The organism is Streptomyces sp. 8K308 (genome assembly GCF_004348315.1).
Lineage (GTDB): Bacteria > Actinomycetota > Actinomycetes > Streptomycetales > Streptomycetaceae > Streptomyces.
The window spans coordinates 23116-44098 of sequence record NZ_SMKC01000018.1 but is presented as its reverse complement, the minus strand read 5'-3'; the positions used below and the strand labels follow the sequence as shown (position 1 = coordinate 44098).

Genomic DNA, 20983 nt, shown 5'->3' with positions numbered 1-20983 from the left:
CCACGTGACACACCACTTCCCCGCGGACCACCCCCCAGAACCACAGGAGCCGTCATGTGTTACGGATACGACGGAGACAGATCCCTCACCGAGTCACTCGCCGCCCGGGGCCTGGGCCGCCGCACGCTGCTGCGCGGAGCCGCCCTCGGCGCCCTCGGCGCCGGCGCGGCCTTCGCCGCCGCCCCGACCGCCGCGGCGCACGGCGGCGGCCACGGGCCCGGCCGCTCGCTGGTGCCCCGCGACAAGATCAGCGTCCAGCTCTACACCCTCCGCTCGGACCTGGGCGGCACGGCCGGCTACGACGCCACCCTGCGCTCGCTCGCCCGGATCGGCTACCGCAAGGTCGAGCAGGCCGGCTACTACGGCCGCACCGCCACCGAGCTGCGCCGCTTCCACGACAGCCTCGGCATCCGCACCACCTCGAGCCACGAGGGCATCAGCGCGGACGACGCCGCGCTGCGCACCAAGCTGCAGAACGCCCTCATTTTGGGCCAGAAGTACATGAACGTGCCCTACCTCAACTCGGCCAACGCCGAGGACTGGTACGCCTGGGCCGAGCGGATGAACGTCGAGGCCCGCGCCGCCCGCCGGCTCGGACTGCGCTACGGCTACCACAACCACGCCCACGAGTTCACCATCGACCTGGGGCGCGGCCGCACCCCGTGGGACATCCTCACCCGCGAACTCGACCCGCGCTACGTCCACCTGGAGATAGACCTCTACTGGACCGCGACGGCCGCCTTCCAGCTCGGCGAGCGCGATCTGGAGCGCTTCTCCCTCGACGTCATCCGCCGCGCCCCGCAGCGGGTCATCCAGTTCCACGTCAAGGACCGCAGCGGCGTCAACGGCGACATGGTCGACCTCGGCACCGGCGTCATCGACTTCCCGCGGATCTTCCGTGCCCACCGGGTCGACGAGTACATCGTCGAGAACGACACCCCCGACGTCACCCCGCTCCAGTCGGCCGAGGTCGGCTACGACTACCTCGGCGCGTAAGGCCAAAGCCCTTCGCCACCCCTCTCGCTCCTGGTGGCGGCCGACCGGCCGCCACCAGGCCCGGCCCCGCCGTGTCGCTGGCACCGAACGGCAGGGGCGAACGAACCGCCGGCCATACGCGCACGAAGAGGAAGCAATGCGAAGAAAATCCGTTCCAGCCCTCGCGGCGATGATGGCGGCCGCGCTGCTGAGCGTACCCGCTGCCGCCAACGCCCACGAGGGGCACGAGCCGAGCCCCGACGCGCCCGAGACCGCCGAGTTCCAGAAGGTCACCCTCAACGACACGCCGGGTGAGCCCATCGACCTCGCCGTCCTCCCCGACGGCCGCGCGATGCACACCACCCGCGACGGCCAGGTGTGGATCAACGACCCCGACACCGGCCTCAACACGCTCGCCGCCGAGCTCGACGTGTATAAGCACGACGAGGAGGGCCTGCAGAGCATCGCCGTCGACCCCGGCTTCAACGGCCGCGGCAACAGCTGGGTCTACCTGTACTACGCCCCGCCGCTCGACACCCCCGTCGACGACCCGGCCACCCCGGACGTCAACGAGGGCGACGCGCCCCTGACCGGCACCCCCGAGGACTTCGAGCCGTTTGAGGGTTACACCCAGCTCTCCCGCTTCCAGCTGCGCGGCGACACCCTCGACCTGTCGACCGAGCAGCGGATCATCGAGGTCCCCGCCACCCGGGGCATCTGCTGCCACGTCGGCGGCGACATCGTCTTCGACAGTGACGGCAACCTCTACCTGTCCACCGGCGACGACTCCAACCCCTTCTCCTCGGGGGGCTACACCCCGATCGACGAACGCGCCGACCGCAACCCCGCCTACGACGCGCAGCGCACCTCCGCCAACACCAACGACCTGCGCGGCAAGGTGCTGCGCATCAGGGTCAACCGGGACGGCTCCTACTCCGTCCCGCGCGGCAACCTCTTCCGGCCGGGCACGGAGGGCGCCCGGCCCGAGATCTACCTGATGGGCCTGCGGAACCCGTTCCGGATCGAGATCGACCCGGAGACGGACGCGCTCTACGTCGCGGACTACTCGCCCGACGCGCGCGAGGACGACCCGGGGCGCGGCCCGGCCGGCACCGGCAAGTGGTTCGCCGCCACCCAGGCCGGCAACCACGGCTGGCCGTACTGCGTGACCCCGAGCATGCCGTACGTCGACTACGACTTCGCCACGAACGCCTCGGGCGAGCCGTTCGACTGCGCGGCCCCGGTGAACGAGTCGCCGCACAACACCGGGCAGCGCGAGCTGCCGCCCGTCGCCCAGCCGCAGATGTGGTACGGCTACGGCGAGTCGGAGAACTTCCCCGAACTCGGCACCGGCGGCATCGCGCCGATGGCCGGCCCCGCCTACGAGTACGACTGGTGGACCGCCATCCGGCACGGCGACCGCGCCTGGCCCCGGGAGTACGAGGGGCACCCACTGTTCTACGAGTTCGCCCGTGACCGGGTCTGGGGGTTCGAGGTCGACCGCCGCAACAACCTCACCGGCATCGACGAGGTCCTCGCCGAACTGGACTTCTCCTCGCTGATCGACATGGAGTTCGGCCCCGACGGAGCGCTCTACGTGCTCGAGTACGGCAAGGGCTTCTTCGCCGAGAACCCGGAGGCCCAGCTCGCCCGCATCGACTACATAGGCCGCGGCGGCAACCACACCCCGGTGCCGCGCGCCTCTGCCGACGTCACCAGCGGACACGCGCCACTGACGGTGAACTTCTCCAGCGAGGGCACCGCGGACGCGGACGGCGACCGGCTGCGCTACGCCTGGGACTTCGACTCCGACGGCCGGATCGACTCCCGGGAGGCCAACCCGGCCTTCACCTACACCGAGGACGGCGCCTACCTCGCCTCCCTCCGGGTGACCGACCGCACCGGCCGCGCCGCCAACGCCGAGGTGGAGATCGTCATCGGCAACGAGGTGCCGCGGGTCTCCTTCGTCACCCCGGTCGGCGGCGAGGAGTTCTCCTTCGGTGACACGATCGCCTACGAGGTGACCGTCACCGACGACCAGCCGTTCGACTGCTCGCGGGTCTCCGTGACCTACACCTTGGGGCACGACACGCACGGGCACCCGCTCACCACCGCCCGGGGCTGCGTCGGCTCGATCACGACCGCCCTCGACGACTCGCACGACCCGGAACATGACGATCTGCGGGGCGTGTTCACGGCGAGCTACACCGACCCCGGCGTGAACGGGCTGCCCCCGCTCACCGGCATCGCCGAGGTGACCCTCGTCCCGGTGCAGTGACCGGGACCGGGTGAGCCCCGGCCGGGCCCCGGGTGACACCGGGGCCCGGCCGGGGCAATCCCATGGAAACACCGACCAGGAGGTCCGCACATGTCCGCGCTGTCCCCTCCCTCTCCCGCTCCCCGCATCGGTGCCTGGTTCGTCGGCGCCAGGGGCTCGGTCGCCACCACCGCCACGGTCGGCGCCCTCGCGCTGCGCGCCGGCCTCGGCTCGCCCGACGGCTGCGTGGCCGAACTCCCGGAGGTGGCTGCGGCCCGACCGCCGGCGCTCGCCGAACTCATCACCGGCGGACACGAGTTGGGACACGGCTCGCTGCCCAAGCGGGCCGAGGAACTGGCCGCCGGCGGCGTGTTCCCCGCCCAGCTCGCCCGCGCGCTCAGCGCCGAACTCGCCGAGGCCGACGGCCGGATACGCCCCGGCGCGGGTCCCGGCGGGGAGACCCAGCGGGCCGCCGCGCGCCGCATACGCGACGACATCACCGCGTTCCGGGACCGGCACGGCCTCGACCGGGTGGTCGTCGTCGACGTGTCGAGCACCGAGCCGCCCGCCCCCGACACCGCGGCGCTGCGCGACCTCGACGAGTTGGAACGTGCCCTGGACGCGGGCGAGTCGCCGCTGCCGGCCAGCTCGCTCTACGCCTACGCCGCCTACCGGGCCGGCTGCCCCGTCGTCGCCTTCACCCCAAGCCCTGGCCCGCGCCCGGCCGCGCTCGTCCAACTCGCCGCCCGCGAGGGCCTGCCGTGGGCCGGCTCGGACGGCAAGACCGGCGAGACCCTGCTGAAGTCCGCGCTGGCCCCGATGTTCGCCAGCCGCGCCCTGACCGTACGCTCCTGGACCTCCGTCAACCTCCTCGGCGGCGGCGACGGCCGCACCCTCGCCGACCCGGCGGCGGCCGAGAGCAAGCTGCGCACCAAGGGACAGGGCCTGGAGGCCATCCTCGGCCGGCCGGTCGACGGGCCGATGCACATCGACTACGTCGCCGACCTCGGCGACTGGAAGACCGCCTGGGACCACGTCTCCTTCGAGGGCTTCCTCGGCACCCGCATGTCGCTGCAGTTCACCTGGAGCGGCTGCGACTCGGCGCTGGCCGCGCCGCTGGTGCTCGACCTGGTGCGGCTCACGGCGCGCGCCGCCGAGGCCGGCGAGACCGGGCCGCTGGCCGCGCTCGGCTTCTTCTTCAAGGACCCGGCGGGCGACGGCGTGACACACGACCTCGGCACCCAGTGGCGCGCCCTCACCGAGTGGTGCGCGGCGCTCGGGGAGCGGGCGTGAGGGCTCGCGACGCGGCCGAACTCGTCCGGCTGCCGGCCGCGTTGACCGCGCCGGGCGACAGCCTGGCCGGCGCGGCGGCGGCCGGCTGGCCCTACGGCCGCCGTAGCTGGGCGGCGCCGGCCGCGTCCGTCTGCCTCTACCTCGCCGGCATGGCGCTCAACGACTTCGCCGACTGCGACCTGGACGCGCGGGAGCGTCCCGAACGGCCGATACCGTCCGGCCGCGTCGACGCCTTCGAGGCGCTCGGCCTCGCCACGGCGCTGACCGGCGCGGGCCTCGGCTTGGCCGCGGTGGCCGGCGGCCGCCGCGCCCTGCGGATCGCGGTGCCGCTCGCCGCGACCGTGTGGGCCTACGACCTGTGGGCCCAACGCACCGCCGCAGGACCGGCGTTCATGGCCGCCGCCCGCGGCCTCGACGTCCTGCTCGGCGCCGGCGGCCACGCCTCGGCGGCGGCCGTCCCCGCGCTCGCCATGGCCACCCACACCGCCGGCGTGACCACCCTGAGCCGCGGCGAGGTCCACGGGGCGCCTCGCGGCGCGGCGTTGGCCGCTCTGGCGGGCACGGCCACGGCGGCCGCGCTGGCCGCGGCGAGCGCGGCGCGCGGCTTGGCCGCCGGCCGGACGGCCGAGGGCCCCGTGCCCACCGGCCGCGGCGGCCGGCGTGTGGCCGGAACGGCCGGAACGGCCGGAACGGCCGCCGCGGCCGCGGCCCACGCGGCGCGCGGCCCGGCCTCCGGCCAAGCGGCCGACGGCCTCGGTCCGGTCGGCCGCCGGCTCGCCGCGCGCGGCGCGGCCTCCGGCCGGTGGGCCGAGGCGCTCGCGACCACCGGTGCCGAGGAAGCCGGCGTACCGGCCCGGCCTCGCCGGGGCCGTGCCGTGCCGGCCCATGGCAGGACGGCCGTCGATCTCAGCGGCGCGGGGGCGCCGCGCTCGCCCGCCGCGTCGGCGGACGGCCTGGCCACGGCCGCCGTTCGGCCGGCCACAGGCCCGGCCTGGCTGCGCCGGATCGCCGCCGTGCCGGCCGGCCTCCCTGGCCGGAGGCCGGCTGCCGTGGCGGCGCGCGGCGCGGGAGAGGGCCCGGCCACGTCCGGCGTCCGCTCGGCCACCGGCCGAGCGGGCGGCGCCGCCGTGGCCGCAGGGCTGACCCCGCTTCGCCGGGACCGCGCCGTGCCGGCCCACAGCCGGAGGCCGGGCGCACCGCCGCCGCGCGCCGGCGCGCCGGGCCCGTCCGCCGCCGCGGGCGGCTCGGCCGGCCAGGTGGCCGAGCTCCCCGACCCGGCCATGCCGGCCGCAGTCCTCACCGCAGGCCACCTCGCTGCCGCCGTGGGCGGCGTCCTGGCGGCGGCCGGGTACGCCAGGTCCGTTGGGCGGGCGCAGGTCGCCGTCCTGCGGGCGGCGGGGGATGCCCGCGCCGCGCGGGGCGCCACCGGCGCCGGCGTGCGGGGCGGCATCGGACTGCAGTCCGCGCTGGTCGCCGGCGCCGGGGCGCCGGTCGTCGCCGCCGCCCTGTCGGCGCTCGGTCCGCTCGCTCGTCTCGCCTCGCGAAAGGTGTCCCCGACATGACCGCCCTCCGCTTCGGCTACGGCACCAACGGTTTCGCCAACCACCGGCTCGACGAGGCCCTGACCGTCATCGCCGGCCTCGGCTACGACGGCGTCGCGCTGACCCTCGACCACCCGCACCTTGACCCGTTCGCCCCCGATCTCGCCGCCCGTACCGCCGCGTTGGCGCGGCGCCTGGACCAACTCGGGCTCGGCGTCGTCGTCGAGACCGGGGCGCGCTACGTCCTCGACCCCTGGCACAAGCACGAGCCCACCCTCGTTTCCGCCGGGGGACGCGACCGGCGCGTCGACTACCTCGGCCTGGCCGTGCGGGTCGCCGCCGACCTCGGCGCCGACGCCGTCTCGTTCTGGTCGGGGACGCTGCCCGCCGGCACCTCGGCCGAGGAGGGCTGGCGGCGCCTCACCGCCGGCACGGCCGAGGTCCTGGAGGCGGCCGAGCGGCACGGCGTGGTCTGCGCGTTCGAGCCGGAGCCCGGCATGTTCGTCGACACGCTCGGCGGCGTCGCCGAGCTGCGCCGCCGGCTCGGCGACCCGCCGGCGCTGCGGGTGACCATCGACCTCGGGCACACCGTGTGCAACGAGAACGCGTCCACGGCCGACTGCGTGCGCGGTGTCGGGCCGCTGCTCGCCAACGTGCAGGCCGACGACATGCGGCGCGGCACCCACGAGCACCTGGAGTTCGGCGAAGGCGAGATCGACCTGCCGGCCGCGCTCGGCGCCCTGCGCGAGATCGACTACCGGGGGCTCGTCGCCGTCGAGCTGCCCCGGCACGCGCACGCCGCGCCGACCGTCGCCGCCCGCGCGCTGGAGGCGCTCCGCAAGGCGGAGGCGGTGGCCCGGTGAGCGATGAGCAGCTGGATGAACGATTCTTCAGACTGGCGACGGAGGTGGCCGGCGACCCGACCCGGCTCCCGGCGCTCTTCCCCGCCGTGGGGCGCCTCGTCGGCCGGGGACCGACCGACCCGGGAGACCCCGACGGGTTGCGCGTGCCCCGGATCGAGGACCGGGCCCGGGCCGCCCTGGTGGCCGCTGTCGCCGCCTCCAGCCGCCTCTCGCACGCCGAACTGGCCATGATGCTAACGGAGTTGTACGAGGACGGCGACGCCGACGAGAAACGTGGCGTGCTGCGCGCCCTCGACGACGTCCTGGACACCCTGGGGCTCCTCGGGCTCGTCGAGGACGGGCTGCGCAGCAACGACCCACGGCTGGTGGCGGCCGCCATGGGCCGGTACGCCGACCGCCACCTCGGCGCGGACGGCTGGCGGCACGGCGTGCTCAAGTGCCTGTTCGTCGGCGTGCCGTTGGACGCCGTCGCCGCCTGGACCGGCCGCGTCGACGACGAACTCGCCCGCATGACCGCCGCGTTCGTCGCCGAACGGGAGTCCGCAGGCCGCACCGTCCCCGAGGACGCCCGCCGCATCCTCGCCCTGAACCCGCGAGCAGCCGAAGGGGAGCGCTGATGCGCATCTTCGACCCCCACATCCACATGACGTCCCGCACCACCGACGACTACCAGGCGATGTACGACGCGGGCGTGCGCGCCGTCACCGAGCCGGCGTTCTGGCTCGGCCAACCCCGCACCTCCGTCGGCTCGTTCAAGGACTACTTCGACGGCCTCGTCGGCTGGGAGCGGTTCCGGGCCGCCCAGTTCGGCATCCGGCACCACTGCACCGTCGCCCTCAACCCCAAGGAGGCCAACGACCCGCGCCTGCACGGGGTGTTGGACCTGCTGCCCCGCTACCTGGCCAAGGACGGCGTGGTGGCCGTCGGCGAGACCGGCTTCGACTCCATGACCGAGGCCGAGGAGACCGTGTTCGTCCGCCAGCTCGGCCTCGCCGCCGAGCACGGCCTGCCCGTGCTGGTGCACACCCCGCACCGCGACAAGGCCGAGGGCACCCGCCGCAGCCTGGAGTTGGTCGCCGCCTCCGGGCTGCCGCCGGAGATGGTACTCATTGACCACCTCAACGAGGTGACCGTCGGCCTGGTCGCCGAGAGCGGCTGCTGGATGGGCTTCTCCATCTACCCCGACACCAAGATGGACGAGCACCGCATGGTCAAGGTGCTCGCCGAGTACGGCCTCGACCGGATGATCGTCAACTCCGCCGCCGACTGGGGCCGCAGCGACCCGCTGAAGACCGCCAGGACCGGCGCCGCGATGCGCGAGGCCGGCTTCGACGAGGACGCCGTGGACCGGGTCCTGTGGCGCAACCCGGTGGCGTTCTACGCCCAGAGCGGCCGGCTGCTGCTCGACGAGCCGGCGACCGAGGGGCAGGACGCCGCCGCCACCTTCGAGGGCAACTCGATCCTGCGCGGCCAGCGGCCAGCCTGAGCCACCGAGCCCGAGACACCGAAAGGAGCTGCCATGACGTTCCGGCACCGCGACGGCACCCGCGTCCACCTCGCGTACTGCACCAACGTCCACCCCGCCGAGGACGCCGAGGGGCTGCACCGCCAGCTGCGGGTCTTCGGCGCCGGCGTCCGCGCCCGGCTCGGCGCGGACCGACTCGGCCTCGGCCTGTGGCTGCCCGCGCCGCTCGCCGCCCGTCTCGCCACCGAGCCGGCCGAACTCGACCGGCTGCGCCGCGCCCTTGACGAGCACGGCATCGAGGTCGTCACCCTCAACGCGTTCCCCTACCGGGGGTTCCACGCCCCCGTCGTCAAGAAGGCCGTGTACCGGCCCGACTGGACCGAGGAGGAGCGGCTCGGCTACACCCTCGACTGCGCCCGGGTGCTGACCGGGCTGCTGCCCGACGACGCCGCCAGGGGCAGCGTCTCCACGGTGCCGCTTGCCTGGCGGGAGCCCTGGGACGCCGGCCGGCACGGCGCCGCCCGCGCCATGCTTGACCGGCTGGCCGACGGCCTGGAGAAGCTGGAGGCGGAGACCGGCCGCACCGTTCGCGTCGGCCTCGAACCCGAACCCGGCTGCATCGTCGAGACCGTGGCCGAGGCCGTCGAGCTGCTGGCCGGAGTCGACACCCGGCGGATCGGCGTCTGCCTCGACACCTGCCACCTGGCCGTCGCCTTCGAGGACCCGGCGGGCGCCGTGGCCGTGCTCGCCGAGGCCGGCCTGCCCATCGTCAAGGCGCAGGTCTCGGCGGCCCTGCACGCCGCCGCGCCGGCCGACCCCGACACCAGGGCCGCGCTGTCCCGCTACACCGAGGACCGCTTCCTGCACCAGGTCCGCGAACTGCCCGCCGGCGAGGGCGCGGTGACGGCCCGCGACGACCTGCCGGAGGCCCTGGCGGGCCCCGAGGCGCTGCCCGGCGCCGGGCCGTGGCGGGTGCACTTCCACGCCCCGCTGCACCAGCGGCCCGAGCCGCCGCTGGACACCACCACGGACCATCTGGAGCGCACCCTGGCCGAGTTGTTCGCCGGGCCGGCGGCGCGCACCGACCACCTCGAGGTGGAGACCTACACCTGGTCCGTGCTGCCCGAGCGGTTCCGGCCGGCCGGCGACGCCGACCTGGCCGCCGGCCTCGCCGCCGAACTGCGCTGGGCCGCCGACGCGGTGGGCCGCGCCGGCCTGACCGACAACGAGCACGGGACCGGGGACGGGACCGAGCAACGGACCGAGGAGGAGACGGCATGACCACCGCGCAACGCGTCCTGCTGCTCGACGTCGTGGGCCTCACCCCACGGCTGCTCGACCACACCCCCAACCTGCGGGCCGTGGCCGAACGCGGCTGGCAGGCCGAGCTCGAGACCGTGCTGCCCGCCGTCACCTGCTCCGTGCAGTCCACCATGCTCACCGGGCTGCCGCCGTCCGGGCACGGCATCGTCGGCAACGGCTGGTACTTCCGCGACCTCGGCGAGGTCCACCTGTGGCGGCAGCACAACCGGCTGGTGGCGGGCGAGAAGGTGTGGGAGACCGCGCGCCGCGCCAAGCCCGGCTACAAGGTGGCCAACGTCTGCTGGTGGTACGCGATGGGCGCCACCACCGACTGGACCGTCACCCCGCGCCCGGTCTACCACGCGGACGGCCGCAAGTCGCCCGACTGCTACACGCGGCCGACCGAGCTGCACGACGAACTGACCGAGGAGCTCGGCCCGTTCCCGCTGTTCCACTACTGGGGGCCGACGGCCTCGCTGCGCTCGAGCGAGTGGATCGTCGCCGCCACCCGCCGGTTGATGCCGCGCGCCGACCTCACCCTGTGCTACGTCCCACACCTCGACTACGACCTCCAGCGGTACGGCCCCGACAGCCCGCAGGCCGCCAGCGCCGCCGCCGACGTGGACCGGGTGCTCGCGCCGCTGCTGCGTGACGCGCGGGAGACCGACACCCGGGTGCTGGTCGTCAGCGAGTACGGCATCACCCCGGCCAGCCGGCCCGTGCACGTCAACCGGGCGCTGCGCCGGTCCGGGCTGCTCGAGGTCTACACGCAGGAGGGCATGGAGTACCTGGACCCGTGGGCCTCCCGGGCCTTCGCGGTGGCCGACCACCAGGTGGCGCACGTCTACGTCGCCGACCCGGCCGACGTGCCGGCCGTCGCCAAGCTCTGCGCCGACCTGCCGGGCGTCGACCAGGTGCTCGACCGGGACGGGCAGGCCGGGTACGGGCTCGACCACGAGCGGTCCGGCGAGCTGGTGCTGGTCGCCGAGCCCGAGTCGTGGTTCAGCTACTACTACTGGCTGGACGACGAGCGCGCCCCCGACTTCGCGCGCGGCGTGGAGATCCACCGCAAGCCCGGCTACGACCCGGCCGAGCTCTTCTTCGACCCCGCCGACCCCCGGGCCAGGCTGCGCGCGGGTGTCGGCCTCGCCCGCAAGAAGCTGGGCCTGCGGTACACCACGAACGTCGTTCCGCTCGACGGACGTTGGGTCGGCGGCACCCACGGCCGCCTCCCCGCGGAACCGGCCGAAGGACCTGTGCTGCTCTGCGACGCCCCGACCGGGCGCCGCGACCGGGTCGCCGCCGCCGAGGTACGCGACCTGGTGCTCGAACTGGCGGGCCTACCGACCTCGCCGTGACACCCGCTTCTGATCACGATGTAGCAAGCGTTACATTGGACAGGTGGAAGACGTGGCGCAGGTCCAGTGGGTCGTGCTCATCGTGCGGTTGCCGGCGCAGCCCTCGCGACACCGCGTCGCGGTGTGGCGGGAACTGCGCCGGGTCGGCGCCCTGTCGCTCGGGCAGGGGGTGTGGGCCGCGCCCGAGGTGGCGGTGTTCGCGGACGGCATCGAGCGGGCCGTGGCCATGACGGAGCGCGCCGGCGGCGAGGCCGTGGCGCTGCGCGCCGGCGGACGAGGCCCGGCGGACGCCGAGCGGCTGCGGGACATGTTCACCGCCGCGCGGGCCGAGGACTGGGCGGAGTTCGTCGCCGACTGCGGCAAGTACCTCGCGGAGCTCGACAAGGAGACCCGGCAGGCCAAGTTCACCCTGGCCGAGCTCGAGGAGGAGGAACAGAGCCTGGAGCGGCTGCGCCGCTGGCACCGCGAGCTCCGCCTCAAGGACGTCTTCGGCTCGCCCGGCGCCGCCGAGGCCGAGGAGCGGCTCGCGGCGTGCGCGCGCCACTTCGAGGAGTACGGCGAGCGGGTCTTCGCCCACCTGCACGCCTTCGACGCGCCGGGGGACGCGTCATGAGGTCCGCCATGTGGCCGCTGTACGCGGCCGGCTTCACCACCGCCTTCGGCGCGCACGGCATCGCAGCCAACCTCGGCCAGGGCGAGGAGGACCTCGCGACCTCGCTGCTCTACCTCGGCCTGCTGCTCGCGCTGTACGACGGCGCCGAGGTCGTGCTCAAGCCGGTGTTCGGCACGCTGGCCGACCGGGTCGGCGCCCGGCCCGTGCTGATCGGCGGCCTGCTGGGGTTCGCCGCCGCCTCCGCGCTGTTCGTCGTGGTCCGTGACCCCGGCTGGCTGTGGGCCGCCAGGCTCGGCAGGGCGCGGCGGCCTCGGCCTTCTCGCCGGCGGCTTCGGCGCTGGTCGCCCGCCTCAACCCGCAGGTCAGGCACGGGCGCGCGTTCGGCTCCTACGGCTTCCACAAGTCCATCGGCTACACGGCGGGGCCGCTGATCGGCGGCGTGCTGATCTGGCTCGGCGACCTCACCCTGCTCTTCGCCGTCCTCGCGGCGCTGGCCGCCTCGGTCGCGATATGGGCCGCGCTCGCCGTGCCGGCCGTGCCGCCGCTCCCCAAGGCGCGCCAGACCCTGCTCGGCCTGGTGCGGCGGCTCACCGACGGCGCTTTCCTGCGGCCGGTGGCCGCGCTCGCCGCCGCAACGGCGGCGCTCTCCGCCGGCGTCGGCTTCCTGCCGCTCTCCGGCGCGGCCGCCGGCCTCTCCCCGCTGGCCACCGGCGCCGCCGTCTCGGTCCTCGCCGCCTGCGCGGCGTTCGCCCAACCCTGGGCCGGCCGCCGGCTCGACGACGGCCGGCTGACGACGGGCGGCGGCCTGGTGGCCGGGCTCCTGGTGACCGCCGCCGGCCTCGGCTGCGCCATGCTGCCCGGCCCGCTCGGCGTCCTCACCGGCGCCGCCGCGATCGGCACCGGCACCGGCCTGATCACCCCGCTCGGCTTCGCCGCCCTGGCCGCCGCCACGCCGAGGGAACGCCTCGGCCAGACGATGGGCACCGCCGAACTCGGCCGCGAACTCGGCGACGCCGGCGGCCCACTGCTCGTCGCGGCCATCGCCGCCACGGCGACCCTGACCTGGGGCTACGCCGCCCTGGCCGTCGTGACCGCCCTCCTCCCGCTCGCCCTGCGCCCGAGGCCGGTCCCGGCAGCCGAGCCGGCGACCTGACCGGCGCGCCAGGTCAGGCCACCGCGAGCACCGGGCTTTCCTGGGAGATGCGGAGGGCGTGGACGAGGTCGTGGATGCCGGTTCCGGCGTTGTTCAGCAGGGCACGGTGCAGCAGCCGCTCCGCCGTGCGAACCCGGGCTCGCACCGTGTTCCGGCTGATGCCGAGGCGCGTGGCGGCCCGCTGGGCGTCGGTGTTGGCGCCGATCCAGGCCCGCAGGGTGGCGTCGAGGTCGCGGTGGTCGGCGTCCCGCAGGGGGCCGAGGAACGCCTCGGCCCACGCGACGGCGGGCTGGGTGCGGAACAGGTCCTCCAGGGTGGGAGGGGGCACGTCCACGTCGCCGCCCGTGCCGAACCCCGGGGCGGTGATGGCCAGCGCCAGCGCGAGCGCGGCACGGGAGCTCACCTCGTTCAGGTCCGTCCCGATGGCCTCCTCGGCGCGCCGGACATGGGCCCGGACCGTGTTGCGGCTGATGCCGAGCAGGCGGGCCACCCCCGCCTGCGGCACGTCGGTCGCGAGGCGGGTCACGTTGATCGTGAGCTTGGGCGCGGAGCCCAACGGGCGCAGGAAGGCACGGGCCCAGGCGAGGGCCTCCCGCTCGGGGAGCAGGTGGACGAGCGGTGACTGGCCCTGGTAGTCGACGAGCCGGGTGGGGCAGTTGCGGGCGACCGCCAGGGCGTTGGCGGCCTGGGCGTACGCCTCGGCCGTCGCGGCCAGCGGATGCGGTCCGCTGATGCCCAGCGCGTACCAGGGGTTCTCGCGGACCAGACGGAGCAGGTCGCGGCGGTGGCCGCCGGCGTCGTCGGCGCCCTCGGCCAGGACGCAGATCAGGTGGTGGTTGTGGACGGGGCAGCGCACCAACAGGTCGGGGCCGTGGAACCCCTGGTCGTCCTCGTACGCCTCGGAGATCCGGTCCCGGTCGGCCGGCCCGCACTGCAGCAGATAGACCCGGACGGCGGCGGCGTCCAACACCGGGGGGACGGCGCCGGCCATCATCCGGCGGGCCAGGAACGGCTGCCCCTCGATCAGGGCGCTGAACACGGCGAACCGTAACTGCCGCGCCCGATCCCGGTTGCTCCTGGACATCGCGGCGGCCTCGCGCGTCCCGTGCAGCGCGGCGAGCACGCCGCAGGCGGCCGAGACCAGTGCGCGCGACTCCCCGCTCGGCGGCGACGAGCTGATCACCACGAGCACCGGATGCGGTACCCGCGGCCCGATGGCCTCGCAGTGCACCCGCAGCCCGCCGGACTGCTCGGCTGCCGTGGCCACGTCCCCGCCGGCCAACCGCGGGAACACCCGCGCCAGCCAGTCGGGCATCCGCCGCGGGAAACCGGCGGTGCCGGCCTCCACGACCCCGTCGCCCGTCAGAAGACCGACCTTCGCGCCGGTCCGCCGCGCCAACCACTCGACGACCTGACCGACGTCCGGCGTGGCGTCCCTGGACATCTGGCGCGTCAACTCGCGCAGCAGCTCCCGCTCTCCGCCGGCCCCCTGCCGCGTCGTCTCCCCGTCACGCTCGGCCATACTCCGCCCCCTTGTCCCCATCCTCCCCTCAGGGGACCACAACACGGGGCGCCGATCCAGACCGCGACCCCGCGCCGCCGGCCACGGGGCCGGCGGCGCGGAGGCCGACAGGGGCGGCCGCCCGGTTACGGGGGCGTGGCGTCAGGCCACGTGTGTGCGGTCGGGAGTGGTTCAGCTCAACATGAAGGAGCTGGCGCGGTTGTTCCAGTTCAGCACCGTCGGGCAGTCACCCGCCCCGGAGCCGGTCAGGTTGGTGCAGTGGTCGATCCAGCCCGATCGGGGACCGTCGGGGTTGTTGTTGACCCAGTCGGAGAGCCTGATGTCGCACTGTTCGTGGGTGATCACCGAACTGAACGAGTCGTTCATCGACACGCTGTCGGGGTTCGCGAAGTTGTAGGTCAGTTCGTAGAGCGTCGGAACGGTGTGGTCGATGTCGTCCGTGGTGGGGGTGCAGGGCGCGTTCCCGACGTAGTAGGCGTGCGGGCCGTCGGCGTTGAGCCCGATCCAGTCATAGACCTCGAGCAGGACGTAGTCGGCCTGGGCCTCGACGTAGGCGGTCGCGTCGTCCTCGGTCGCGAAGCAGACCCCCTCCTGAGCCAGGTCATCGAGGTCGATCACGCAGTTCGTGCCGTCCGGGTCGGCGAGCGGGGTGGCCGCGGTGGCCGTGCCGGCGGTCGAGACCGTCACCGCCAGGACGGCGCTCGCCGCCATGGCCAGGCCGGCCAACGGGAGACGCTTGCGTAAGGTCATGTCCCCTCCTTGATGCGCTTCGGTTGCTGACGGGGCCCCGGTGGACACGAGCGTATGGAGGCGGTGACCGTCGCACCACGATGCACGGTGAGCAGTGGGAGGGGGCGGGGCGGGCACGGCGCTCAGTCCTGTCCCAGCCCCGGCCAGGCACGGCGCACGGATGTCAGGAAGGCGCGGGTGGCCACGCTCGTCGGCTCCTTCCAGACCATGGCCAGCAGGGCCGGCGTGTCGGCGTCGTCGATGACGCGCGCGGTGAGGCGGTCGGCGTAGGCGGGGGCCATCGACTCGCTCAGCACGGCGACGCCCAGGCCTCTGGCCGCCAGGCCGGCGATGGCGTCGGCGGCGCTGGCCTGGAGGGCGATGGCCGGCCGCAGCCCGCGCGCCGCGCAGGCGCGGTCGAAGGCGGTGCGCAGGCCGGTGCCCGGCGGCATGCAGACGACGGCGTGCTCGGTCACCGCGCGGAGCGTCAGCCGGCGGCGACCGGCGAGCGGGTGGTCGGACGGCACGGCGGCCACCAGCCGCTCGCGTAGCAGCGTCAACGAGCCGAGGTCGGCCGGCGCGGCCACCGCCGCGCCGATCAGGGCCAGGTCGAGAGTGCCGGAGCGCACGCCGTCCACCAGTCGGTCGGAGCCGTCCTCGAGGAGGGAGACCGTCACCCCGGGATGGGACCCGTGGAAGCCGGCGAGCGCCTCGAACAGCGGGGTGAGGGTGCAGCCGACGACCATGCCGAGGGTGAGCCGGCCCCGGATCAGGCCGGTCACCTCGCCCACCGCCTGGCCGACGGCGGCCGCCGCCGCGAGCGCCGCCCTGGCCGGCTCGAGCGCGGCCTTCCCCGCCACGGTGAGCGTCACGGCCCGCGCCGAGCGGTCGAAGAGATCGGCGCCGAGCTCCCGCTCCAGCTGCCGTATCTGGGCGCTGACCCCGGACTGGCTGATGTTCACCCGCTCGGCCGCCCGGGTGAAGTTCCGCTCCTCGGCGACCGCCACGAAGTACTCGAGCTGCCTCAGTTCCATGACTGGGAATTCTAGCTACCAGCAGAACCAGCTGTTGGACTTCTCAATCTCCACGGGCCAGTCTTGGGGCATGACCGAGAACACGAACCACGACGCCCACGAGAAGGACGCCCACGAGAAGGACGCCTACGAGAAGGCCATGCGCCCCGAGGACATCACCCGGCTGTTCGTCGAGCGCTCCAACGCCGGCGACGCGGCCGGCGTCGCCGCGCTCTACGAGGAGGACGCGGTGCTCGCCTACCCGCCGGGGGAGCGGACCGTCGGCCGGGAGGCCATCCGCGCGCTCTGGGAGAAGGTGCTCGCGAACCGCCCACACTTCGAGCCCGAGCCGCCACTGCCGACGCTCATCAACGGCGACCTCGCCCTGACCGCCACCCCGCCCAGGGACGGCGCGGGCGCCAGGGCCCAGGTGGTGCGCCGCCAGCCCGACGGCAGTTGGCTGCGCGTCCTCGACCAGCCCGAGTTCGTTCAGCCCAGGTGATAACGGCCCTTCCCCTGGTCATACTTGGCGGCGATCCAGCCGTCCCCCACCGGGAAGGGACCCCATGCGCCCGCTCCACCGCCGCACCGCTCTCTCCGCGCTCGCCCTCACCCTCGCCACCGCCGCCGGCGGCGCCGTCGTCGCCACCGCCGGCGAGCGGCCCGGCAGGCCGCCGGCCGACCGCACCCTGCTCGACGAGGTGCGGGCACGCGGCGAACTGCGCGTCTGCACCACCGGCGACTACCGCCCGTTCACCCATCTCGACCGCGCCACCGGCGAATACAGCGGCATCGACGTCGACATGGCCGGCGACCTCGCGGAAAGCCTCGGCGCCGAGGTCGAGTTCACGCCCACCACCTGGGCCGAACTGCTCGACGACCTCACCTCGGGCGCCTGCGACATCGCCATGGGCGGCGTCTCCGTCACCCTCGACCGCGCCCAGGAGGCGTACTTCAGCGTGCCGTACCTCGTCGACGGCAAGGCCCCCATCGCCCGCTGCGAGGACACCGACCGATTCCAGACCCTGGAGGACATCGACCAGCCGGGCGTCCGCGTCATCGTCAACCCCGGCGGCACCAACGAGCGGTTCGTGAACGAGAACATCGAGCGGGCCACGGTCATCAGGCACCCCGAGAACACGACCATCTTCGAGGAGATCGTCGCCGGCCGCGCCGATGTCATGATCACCGACGGCAGCGAGACCCGCTACCAGGAGACCCTCCACCCCGAGCTGTGCGCCATCAACCCCGACGACCCCTTCACCTTCGCCGAGAAGGCCTACCTGCTGCCGCGCGGCGACGAGGAGTTCCGGGCCTACGTCGACCAGTGGCTGCACCTCGCCCTCAACGACGGCACCTACGACGGTTACGCTGCCCGGTGGCAGAACAACTGAGGGGGCGCCATGGCACTGTTCGGCAACGCGCACGCGATCGACCCGGCACAGGCACACCAGGAGTACGCGCGGCTGCTCGGCCCACAGGAGCAGGTGCTGGCCGCCTACCTGCTGATCCGGGACACCATCCTGTTGACCGACCGGCGGCTGATCCTCGTCGACAAGCAGGGGATCACCGGCCGCAAGATCGAGTACCACTCGATCCCCTACCGGAGCATCAGCCACTTCGCCGTGGAGACCGCGGGCCACTTCGACCTCGACGCCGAGCTCAAGATCTGGCTCTCGGGCAACCCGACCCCGATCGAGAAGACCTTCACCAAGGGCGTTGACATCTACCAGGTGCAGGCCATCCTCTCGCAGTACGTGGCCCGTTAGCCAGCGGTCGAGGACGACGGTGGTCAGTGAGCGCGGCGGCAGCTCGACCGAGAGCCTGCCGCCCGCCACGCTCGCCCGGCCGGTCCGCTCCACCGCGTGCGTCTCGTCCGTGAGATAGACGTCGCCCCGGGCCGAGCCCCGCACCCCCGACACGTCGAAGGACTGGCGCACCGGCGCCGCGTCGTGGTTCAGGATCTCCACCACCCGGCTGCCGTCCGCGTTGCGGAACGCCGTCACCTCCACCGAGTCGTGCCCGGACGCGGCGTCCACCCGCACCGCCTCGGGCCGGATGAACCGGCTGTACGCGGCGAGCGCCCACAGCCGCGAGGAGACGTGGTAGTCGGGGCCGTCCAGCTGGATCGCCGCCCGGGTCGCGCCGATCGACGCGCCGAACCAGTACAGGTACGCGTTGACCTCGGCGTCCGCGAGCGCCTCGTGGACGTCCTCGGCCAGGCTCATCCCGTCGAACTCGGTGCCGTCGTCCCAGCCCTCCGTCCACCTGTCCCCGGTCGGGTTCCACTCCGACATCCACACCGGCCGGTCCGTGGGCAGCGGGCTCCTCGCCGGGTTTCGGTACGGGTGGCCGGTATGGAGGTCGACGAGCTCCGACGCCTCCGGGTGCGCCTCGATGGCCTCCGTGTAGGCCCGCTGCTCCGCCCAGCCGGCCGCGTCGCAGCAGGCCACGTTCATCCCGGACAGCTCCGACTCCGCCACCGTCCGGCCGAGCACCGCGGCCATGTCGGCCGCCTGCCCGGGCGTGAACCTCATCGACGCGTACGAGGTCGTCAGGTCCGGCTCGTTGGTGAAGTTGATGTCCGTGATGTCGATGCCCTCCCGGGCGTAGAAGCGCGCGTACTGCACCAGGTACTCCGCGTACGCCCGCCGCCAGTCGCCGCTCGGGCAGTCGGTGCCGGGCACCCCGCACAGCTCGCCGCCGTTCGCGTCCGAGCCGTTGGTCTTCATGTAGCCGGGCGCGCTCCACGCGTTGGCGTAGAACCGCTCGACGCCGTAGTCCCGGGCCTCACGGGCCAGCCACACCTGGCCGCCGTCGTCGCCGTCCCACTCGTAGCGCGGCTCGGCGTCCGGGCCGCCCGGGTCGGTGGGCTGGATGGACCGCATGTGGTCGTAGACGTCGTCCGCCGACGAGCCGATGCCGAGCCGCAGGATGCTGAAGCCGGCCCCCGTCTCGCGGTCGAACAGCAGGTCGAGGACCTCCCGCTGGTGCTCGGGGGTGAGACCACGCGCGCCGTGCATCACGTCGGCCCGCTGGAACGCCTGGGAGATGCCGAAGCCGTCGATGGCCTGCCGGGCGTCGCGGAAGTCGATGCTTCCCCTGGCGCCGGCCGCCGGGCCGCCGCCCGACTCGGCCGTCGCCGAGGCCATCGGAAGCAGTGACGCCGCCAGCGCGGCCGCCAGCACGGTGCGGACTCTCATGCGAACTCCCCAGGGTGGTCGTCGACTTGGCCCGACTGACCAGCCTCTTGATCTGCCCGGAGCACGTCAATCCCCGGGAGCGAGATCGTTGATCTCGTCCCGCCGGCTGACGCAGGATGGGACCCGTGCCCGAGCTCGTCACACCCATCACCGCTGTCCACGCCTCCTACCTGGAGGCGATCGCCGAGTTCCAGGCCGAGGGCCGGGGCACCCCCGACGACCAGTCGCTGCTCGGCCGCGACATCCGCGCCCACGGCCGGCACTGGGACGACCCCGCAGGCTTCGCCACCTTCGTCGCCGCCACCGTCGCCGACGCCGAGGAGGACGCCCCGCGCCCGCCGGGCTTCGTGCCCTCCACCGTGCTGTGGTACGTCGAGGGCGACACGTTCCTCGGCCGCCTCTCCATCCGCCACCGGCTCACCCAGCGGCTGCTCGACTGGGGCGGCCTCATCGGCTACGACGTGCGCCCCACCGCCCGCCGCCGCGGCCACGGCACCGCCATGCTGCGCGACTCACTCCCGGTGGCCCGCCGCATCGGCCACGAGCGCGTCCTGGTGACCTGCGACCACGACAACGTCGCCTCCCGCAAGGTCATCGAGGCCAACGGCGGCGTCTTCGAGGACCGCAGGGGCGAGAAGCTGCGCTACTGGATCGACACCGGCGCCACCGGGGCCCTGGCGTAACCTGGAAGGAGGCAACGACTCGCGACCGGCTCACCCCGCTCGCGATCCGCGACCGAAGGACTGAGAGAAACTGGGCAAGCGACAGCCCGTAGGCCCGGCGCCCGCACCGGCGGTGCAGCGCGTGCGACTGCGGTACACCAAGCGGGGCCGCCTGCGGTTCACCAGCCACCGCGACTTCCAGCGGGCCTTCGAGCGCGCACTGCGCAGGGCCGAGGTCCCCATGGCCTACTCGGCGGGCTTCACCCCCCACCCCAAGGTCAGCTACGCGAACGCCGCGCCCACCGGCACCGCGAGCGAGGCCGAGTACCTGGAGATCGCCCTCGTCGAGCGGCGTGACCCCGAGGAGCTCAGGGCCAGTCTCGACGCCTCACTGCCGCCGGGCCTCGACGTCGTCGACGCCGTCGAGGCGCGCACCACGGACTTCGCCGAGCTGCTCAACGCCTCCCACTGGGAGCTGCGGCTCGACGGCGTCGACCCGGCCGAGGCCGACCGGGCCGTCGGCGCCTTCCTCGCCCAGGAGGCGGTCGAGGTGCGGCGGCAGACCAAGAAGGGCCTGCGCGCCTTCGACACGCGTGGTGCCGTGGTGTCGCTGACAGCACTGGAGCCCCAGGAAGCCCGACAGCGCCAAATTGGTGGGTCCGATGGGCCTGACCCCACCCTTTGTGCGATACTGCGGCTGGTAGTACGGCATCACACACCTGCCGTACGACCCGACGACGTCCTGTCCGGCCTCCGCGCTACGGCCGACCTGGCGCCGCCGGTCCCCGCAGCGGTGACCAGGCTGGCGCAGGGGCCGCTCGATGAGGAGACCGGCACGGTGAACGACCCGTTCGCGCCTGACCGCGACGCTGTCCTGGCCGCCTCACCCACGGCCGCCGGACAGCAGGCCGCGGCGGCGCCGGGGATCACCGGATAGCGATGCCGTTGCCGCGCCGCCTAACCACCAGGTGCCAGGGAGCCACTCGGGTCCGGTAGTTCCGGGCGACGCACCGACCAGGAGACTTTCGCCGAAG

20 protein-coding genes and 1 pseudogene are annotated in these 20983 nt (G+C 74.1%); 17 read left to right on the top strand and 4 right to left on the bottom strand.

What is annotated here, in order from left to right; all coding sequences use genetic code 11:
- Window positions 1-54: 54 nt before the first annotated feature.
- The 12 genes from E1265_RS05060 (at window position 55) to E1265_RS05010 (ending at window position 12820) form a co-directional block, all read left to right on the top strand.
- Window positions 55-996 carry a sugar phosphate isomerase/epimerase gene (locus E1265_RS05060; RefSeq protein WP_132928993.1) on the top strand — a complete coding sequence of 314 codons (942 nt, stop codon included), beginning with the start codon at window positions 55-57 and terminating at the stop codon, window positions 994-996.
- A gap of 136 nt (window positions 997-1132) precedes the next feature.
- The gene (locus E1265_RS05055) at window positions 1133-3253 is read left to right on the top strand and encodes a PQQ-dependent sugar dehydrogenase (protein WP_132928992.1); all 2121 of its coding nucleotides are present in this window, start codon (window positions 1133-1135) and stop codon (window positions 3251-3253) included.
- Window positions 3254-3343: 90 nt separating this feature from the next.
- Window positions 3344-4525, top strand: coding sequence for an inositol-3-phosphate synthase (locus E1265_RS05050; protein ID WP_132928991.1), 1182 nt, complete (start codon window positions 3344-3346; stop codon window positions 4523-4525).
- Window positions 4522-6087, top strand: coding sequence for an SCO3242 family prenyltransferase (locus E1265_RS40610; protein ID WP_347877153.1), 1566 nt, complete (start codon window positions 4522-4524; stop codon window positions 6085-6087). Before E1265_RS05050 ends, E1265_RS40610 begins: the two co-directional genes overlap by 4 nt.
- A complete protein-coding gene (locus E1265_RS05040; RefSeq protein WP_132928990.1) occupies window positions 6084-6929 on the top strand; it encodes a sugar phosphate isomerase/epimerase family protein in 846 nt (281 codons plus the stop codon). Before E1265_RS40610 ends, E1265_RS05040 begins: the two co-directional genes overlap by 4 nt.
- Window positions 6926-7546: an EboA domain-containing protein gene (locus E1265_RS05035; protein ID WP_132928989.1), complete on the top strand. Its 621-nt coding sequence runs from the start codon at window positions 6926-6928 to the stop codon at window positions 7544-7546. The genes E1265_RS05040 and E1265_RS05035 overlap by 4 nt, the downstream gene beginning before the upstream one ends.
- Window positions 7546-8415 carry a TatD family hydrolase gene (locus E1265_RS05030; protein ID WP_132928988.1) on the top strand — a complete coding sequence of 290 codons (870 nt, stop codon included), beginning with the start codon at window positions 7546-7548 and terminating at the stop codon, window positions 8413-8415. Before E1265_RS05035 ends, E1265_RS05030 begins: the two co-directional genes overlap by 1 nt.
- A gap of 33 nt (window positions 8416-8448) precedes the next feature.
- Window positions 8449-9675: a metabolite traffic protein EboE gene (eboE, locus tag E1265_RS05025; protein WP_132928987.1), complete on the top strand. Its 1227-nt coding sequence runs from the start codon at window positions 8449-8451 to the stop codon at window positions 9673-9675.
- Complete coding sequence (locus tag E1265_RS05020) at window positions 9672-11054, top strand: nucleotide pyrophosphatase/phosphodiesterase family protein (protein ID WP_132928986.1); 1383 nt, start codon at window positions 9672-9674, stop codon at window positions 11052-11054. Before eboE ends, E1265_RS05020 begins: the two co-directional genes overlap by 4 nt.
- Window positions 11055-11097: 43 nt before the next feature.
- Window positions 11098-11667: a Chromate resistance protein ChrB gene (locus E1265_RS05015; protein WP_132928985.1), complete on the top strand. Its 570-nt coding sequence runs from the start codon at window positions 11098-11100 to the stop codon at window positions 11665-11667.
- Window positions 11664-12098 (top strand): MFS transporter, encoded by a 435-nt coding sequence (locus E1265_RS38615; protein WP_243740541.1) that lies wholly within the window; start codon window positions 11664-11666, stop codon window positions 12096-12098. The genes E1265_RS05015 and E1265_RS38615 overlap by 4 nt, the downstream gene beginning before the upstream one ends.
- Window positions 12005-12820, top strand: a complete 816-nt coding sequence (locus E1265_RS05010; protein WP_243740543.1) for an MFS transporter — start codon at window positions 12005-12007, stop codon at window positions 12818-12820. The genes E1265_RS38615 and E1265_RS05010 overlap by 94 nt, the downstream gene beginning before the upstream one ends.
- Window positions 12821-12833: 13 nt before the next feature.
- Here the strand turns inward: E1265_RS05010 and E1265_RS40200 are convergent, their stop codons facing one another.
- From E1265_RS40200 to E1265_RS04995, 3 genes are all read right to left on the bottom strand, one after another.
- Window positions 12834-14342 (bottom strand): helix-turn-helix domain-containing protein, encoded by a 1509-nt coding sequence (locus E1265_RS40200; RefSeq protein WP_132928984.1) that lies wholly within the window; start codon window positions 14340-14342, stop codon window positions 12834-12836.
- A gap of 171 nt (window positions 14343-14513) precedes the next feature.
- Window positions 14514-15092, bottom strand: a complete 579-nt coding sequence (locus tag E1265_RS05000) for a hypothetical protein (RefSeq protein ID WP_132928983.1) — start codon at window positions 15090-15092, stop codon at window positions 14514-14516.
- A 122-nt stretch (window positions 15093-15214) separates the two neighbouring features.
- Window positions 15215-16105 carry a LysR substrate-binding domain-containing protein gene (locus E1265_RS04995; RefSeq protein ID WP_132928982.1) on the bottom strand — a complete coding sequence of 297 codons (891 nt, stop codon included), beginning with the start codon at window positions 16103-16105 and terminating at the stop codon, window positions 15215-15217.
- A gap of 70 nt (window positions 16106-16175) precedes the next feature.
- On the opposite strand from E1265_RS04995, the gene E1265_RS04990 reads away from it, so the two are divergent.
- The 3 genes from E1265_RS04990 to E1265_RS04980 all read left to right on the top strand — a co-directional run bounded on the left by E1265_RS04990 (window position 16176) and on the right by E1265_RS04980 (window position 17853).
- Window positions 16176-16586: a nuclear transport factor 2 family protein gene (locus tag E1265_RS04990; RefSeq protein WP_132928981.1), complete on the top strand. Its 411-nt coding sequence runs from the start codon at window positions 16176-16178 to the stop codon at window positions 16584-16586.
- A gap of 64 nt (window positions 16587-16650) precedes the next feature.
- Entirely contained in the window at window positions 16651-17478 is an 828-nt protein-coding gene (locus E1265_RS04985) for a transporter substrate-binding domain-containing protein (RefSeq protein ID WP_132928980.1), read from the top strand.
- A gap of 9 nt (window positions 17479-17487) precedes the next feature.
- Window positions 17488-17853, top strand: a complete 366-nt coding sequence (locus tag E1265_RS04980; RefSeq protein ID WP_132928979.1) for a PH domain-containing protein — start codon at window positions 17488-17490, stop codon at window positions 17851-17853.
- A 27-nt stretch (window positions 17854-17880) separates the two neighbouring features.
- Here E1265_RS04980 and E1265_RS04975 read toward each other — a convergent pair.
- Window positions 17881-19236: pseudogene (locus E1265_RS04975) on the bottom strand (glycoside hydrolase); the annotation flags it as partial.
- A gap of 176 nt (window positions 19237-19412) precedes the next feature.
- Here E1265_RS04975 and E1265_RS04970 point away from each other — a divergent pair.
- Both E1265_RS04970 and E1265_RS04965 read left to right on the top strand, forming a co-directional pair.
- Window positions 19413-19970 (top strand): GNAT family N-acetyltransferase, encoded by a 558-nt coding sequence (locus E1265_RS04970; protein WP_132928978.1) that lies wholly within the window; start codon window positions 19413-19415, stop codon window positions 19968-19970.
- 112 nt (window positions 19971-20082) lie between these two features.
- Window positions 20083-20886, top strand: coding sequence for a TIGR03936 family radical SAM-associated protein (locus E1265_RS04965; protein WP_132928977.1), 804 nt, complete (start codon window positions 20083-20085; stop codon window positions 20884-20886).
- The last annotated feature ends 97 nt before the right edge of the window (window positions 20887-20983 follow it).

Excerpts from the sequence above, each read along its gene's own strand:
- eboE (WP_132928987.1), top strand. The coding sequence starts at position 8,449 with ATGACGTTCCGGCACCGCGACGGCACCCGCGTCCACCTCGCGTACTGC.
- E1265_RS05040 (WP_132928990.1), top strand. The coding sequence starts at position 6,084 with ATGACCGCCCTCCGCTTCGGCTACGGCACCAACGGTTTCGCCAACCAC.
- E1265_RS05000 (WP_132928983.1), bottom strand. The coding sequence starts at position 15,092 with ATGACCTTACGCAAGCGTCTCCCGTTGGCCGGCCTGGCCATGGCGGCG.
- E1265_RS38615 (WP_243740541.1), top strand. The coding sequence starts at position 11,664 with ATGAGGTCCGCCATGTGGCCGCTGTACGCGGCCGGCTTCACCACCGCC.
- E1265_RS04990 (WP_132928981.1), top strand. The coding sequence starts at position 16,176 with ATGACCGAGAACACGAACCACGACGCCCACGAGAAGGACGCCCACGAG.
- E1265_RS05050 (WP_132928991.1), top strand. The coding sequence starts at position 3,344 with ATGTCCGCGCTGTCCCCTCCCTCTCCCGCTCCCCGCATCGGTGCCTGG.
- E1265_RS05030 (WP_132928988.1), top strand. The coding sequence starts at position 7,546 with ATGCGCATCTTCGACCCCCACATCCACATGACGTCCCGCACCACCGAC.
- E1265_RS05055 (WP_132928992.1), top strand. The coding sequence starts at position 1,133 with ATGCGAAGAAAATCCGTTCCAGCCCTCGCGGCGATGATGGCGGCCGCG.
- E1265_RS04980 (WP_132928979.1), top strand. The coding sequence starts at position 17,488 with ATGGCACTGTTCGGCAACGCGCACGCGATCGACCCGGCACAGGCACAC.
- E1265_RS05020 (WP_132928986.1), top strand. The coding sequence starts at position 9,672 with ATGACCACCGCGCAACGCGTCCTGCTGCTCGACGTCGTGGGCCTCACC.
- E1265_RS40200 (WP_132928984.1), bottom strand. The coding sequence starts at position 14,342 with ATGGCCGAGCGTGACGGGGAGACGACGCGGCAGGGGGCCGGCGGAGAG.
- E1265_RS04985 (WP_132928980.1), top strand. The coding sequence starts at position 16,651 with ATGCGCCCGCTCCACCGCCGCACCGCTCTCTCCGCGCTCGCCCTCACC.
- E1265_RS05060 (WP_132928993.1), top strand. The coding sequence starts at position 55 with ATGTGTTACGGATACGACGGAGACAGATCCCTCACCGAGTCACTCGCC.
- E1265_RS04995 (WP_132928982.1), bottom strand. The coding sequence starts at position 16,105 with ATGGAACTGAGGCAGCTCGAGTACTTCGTGGCGGTCGCCGAGGAGCGG.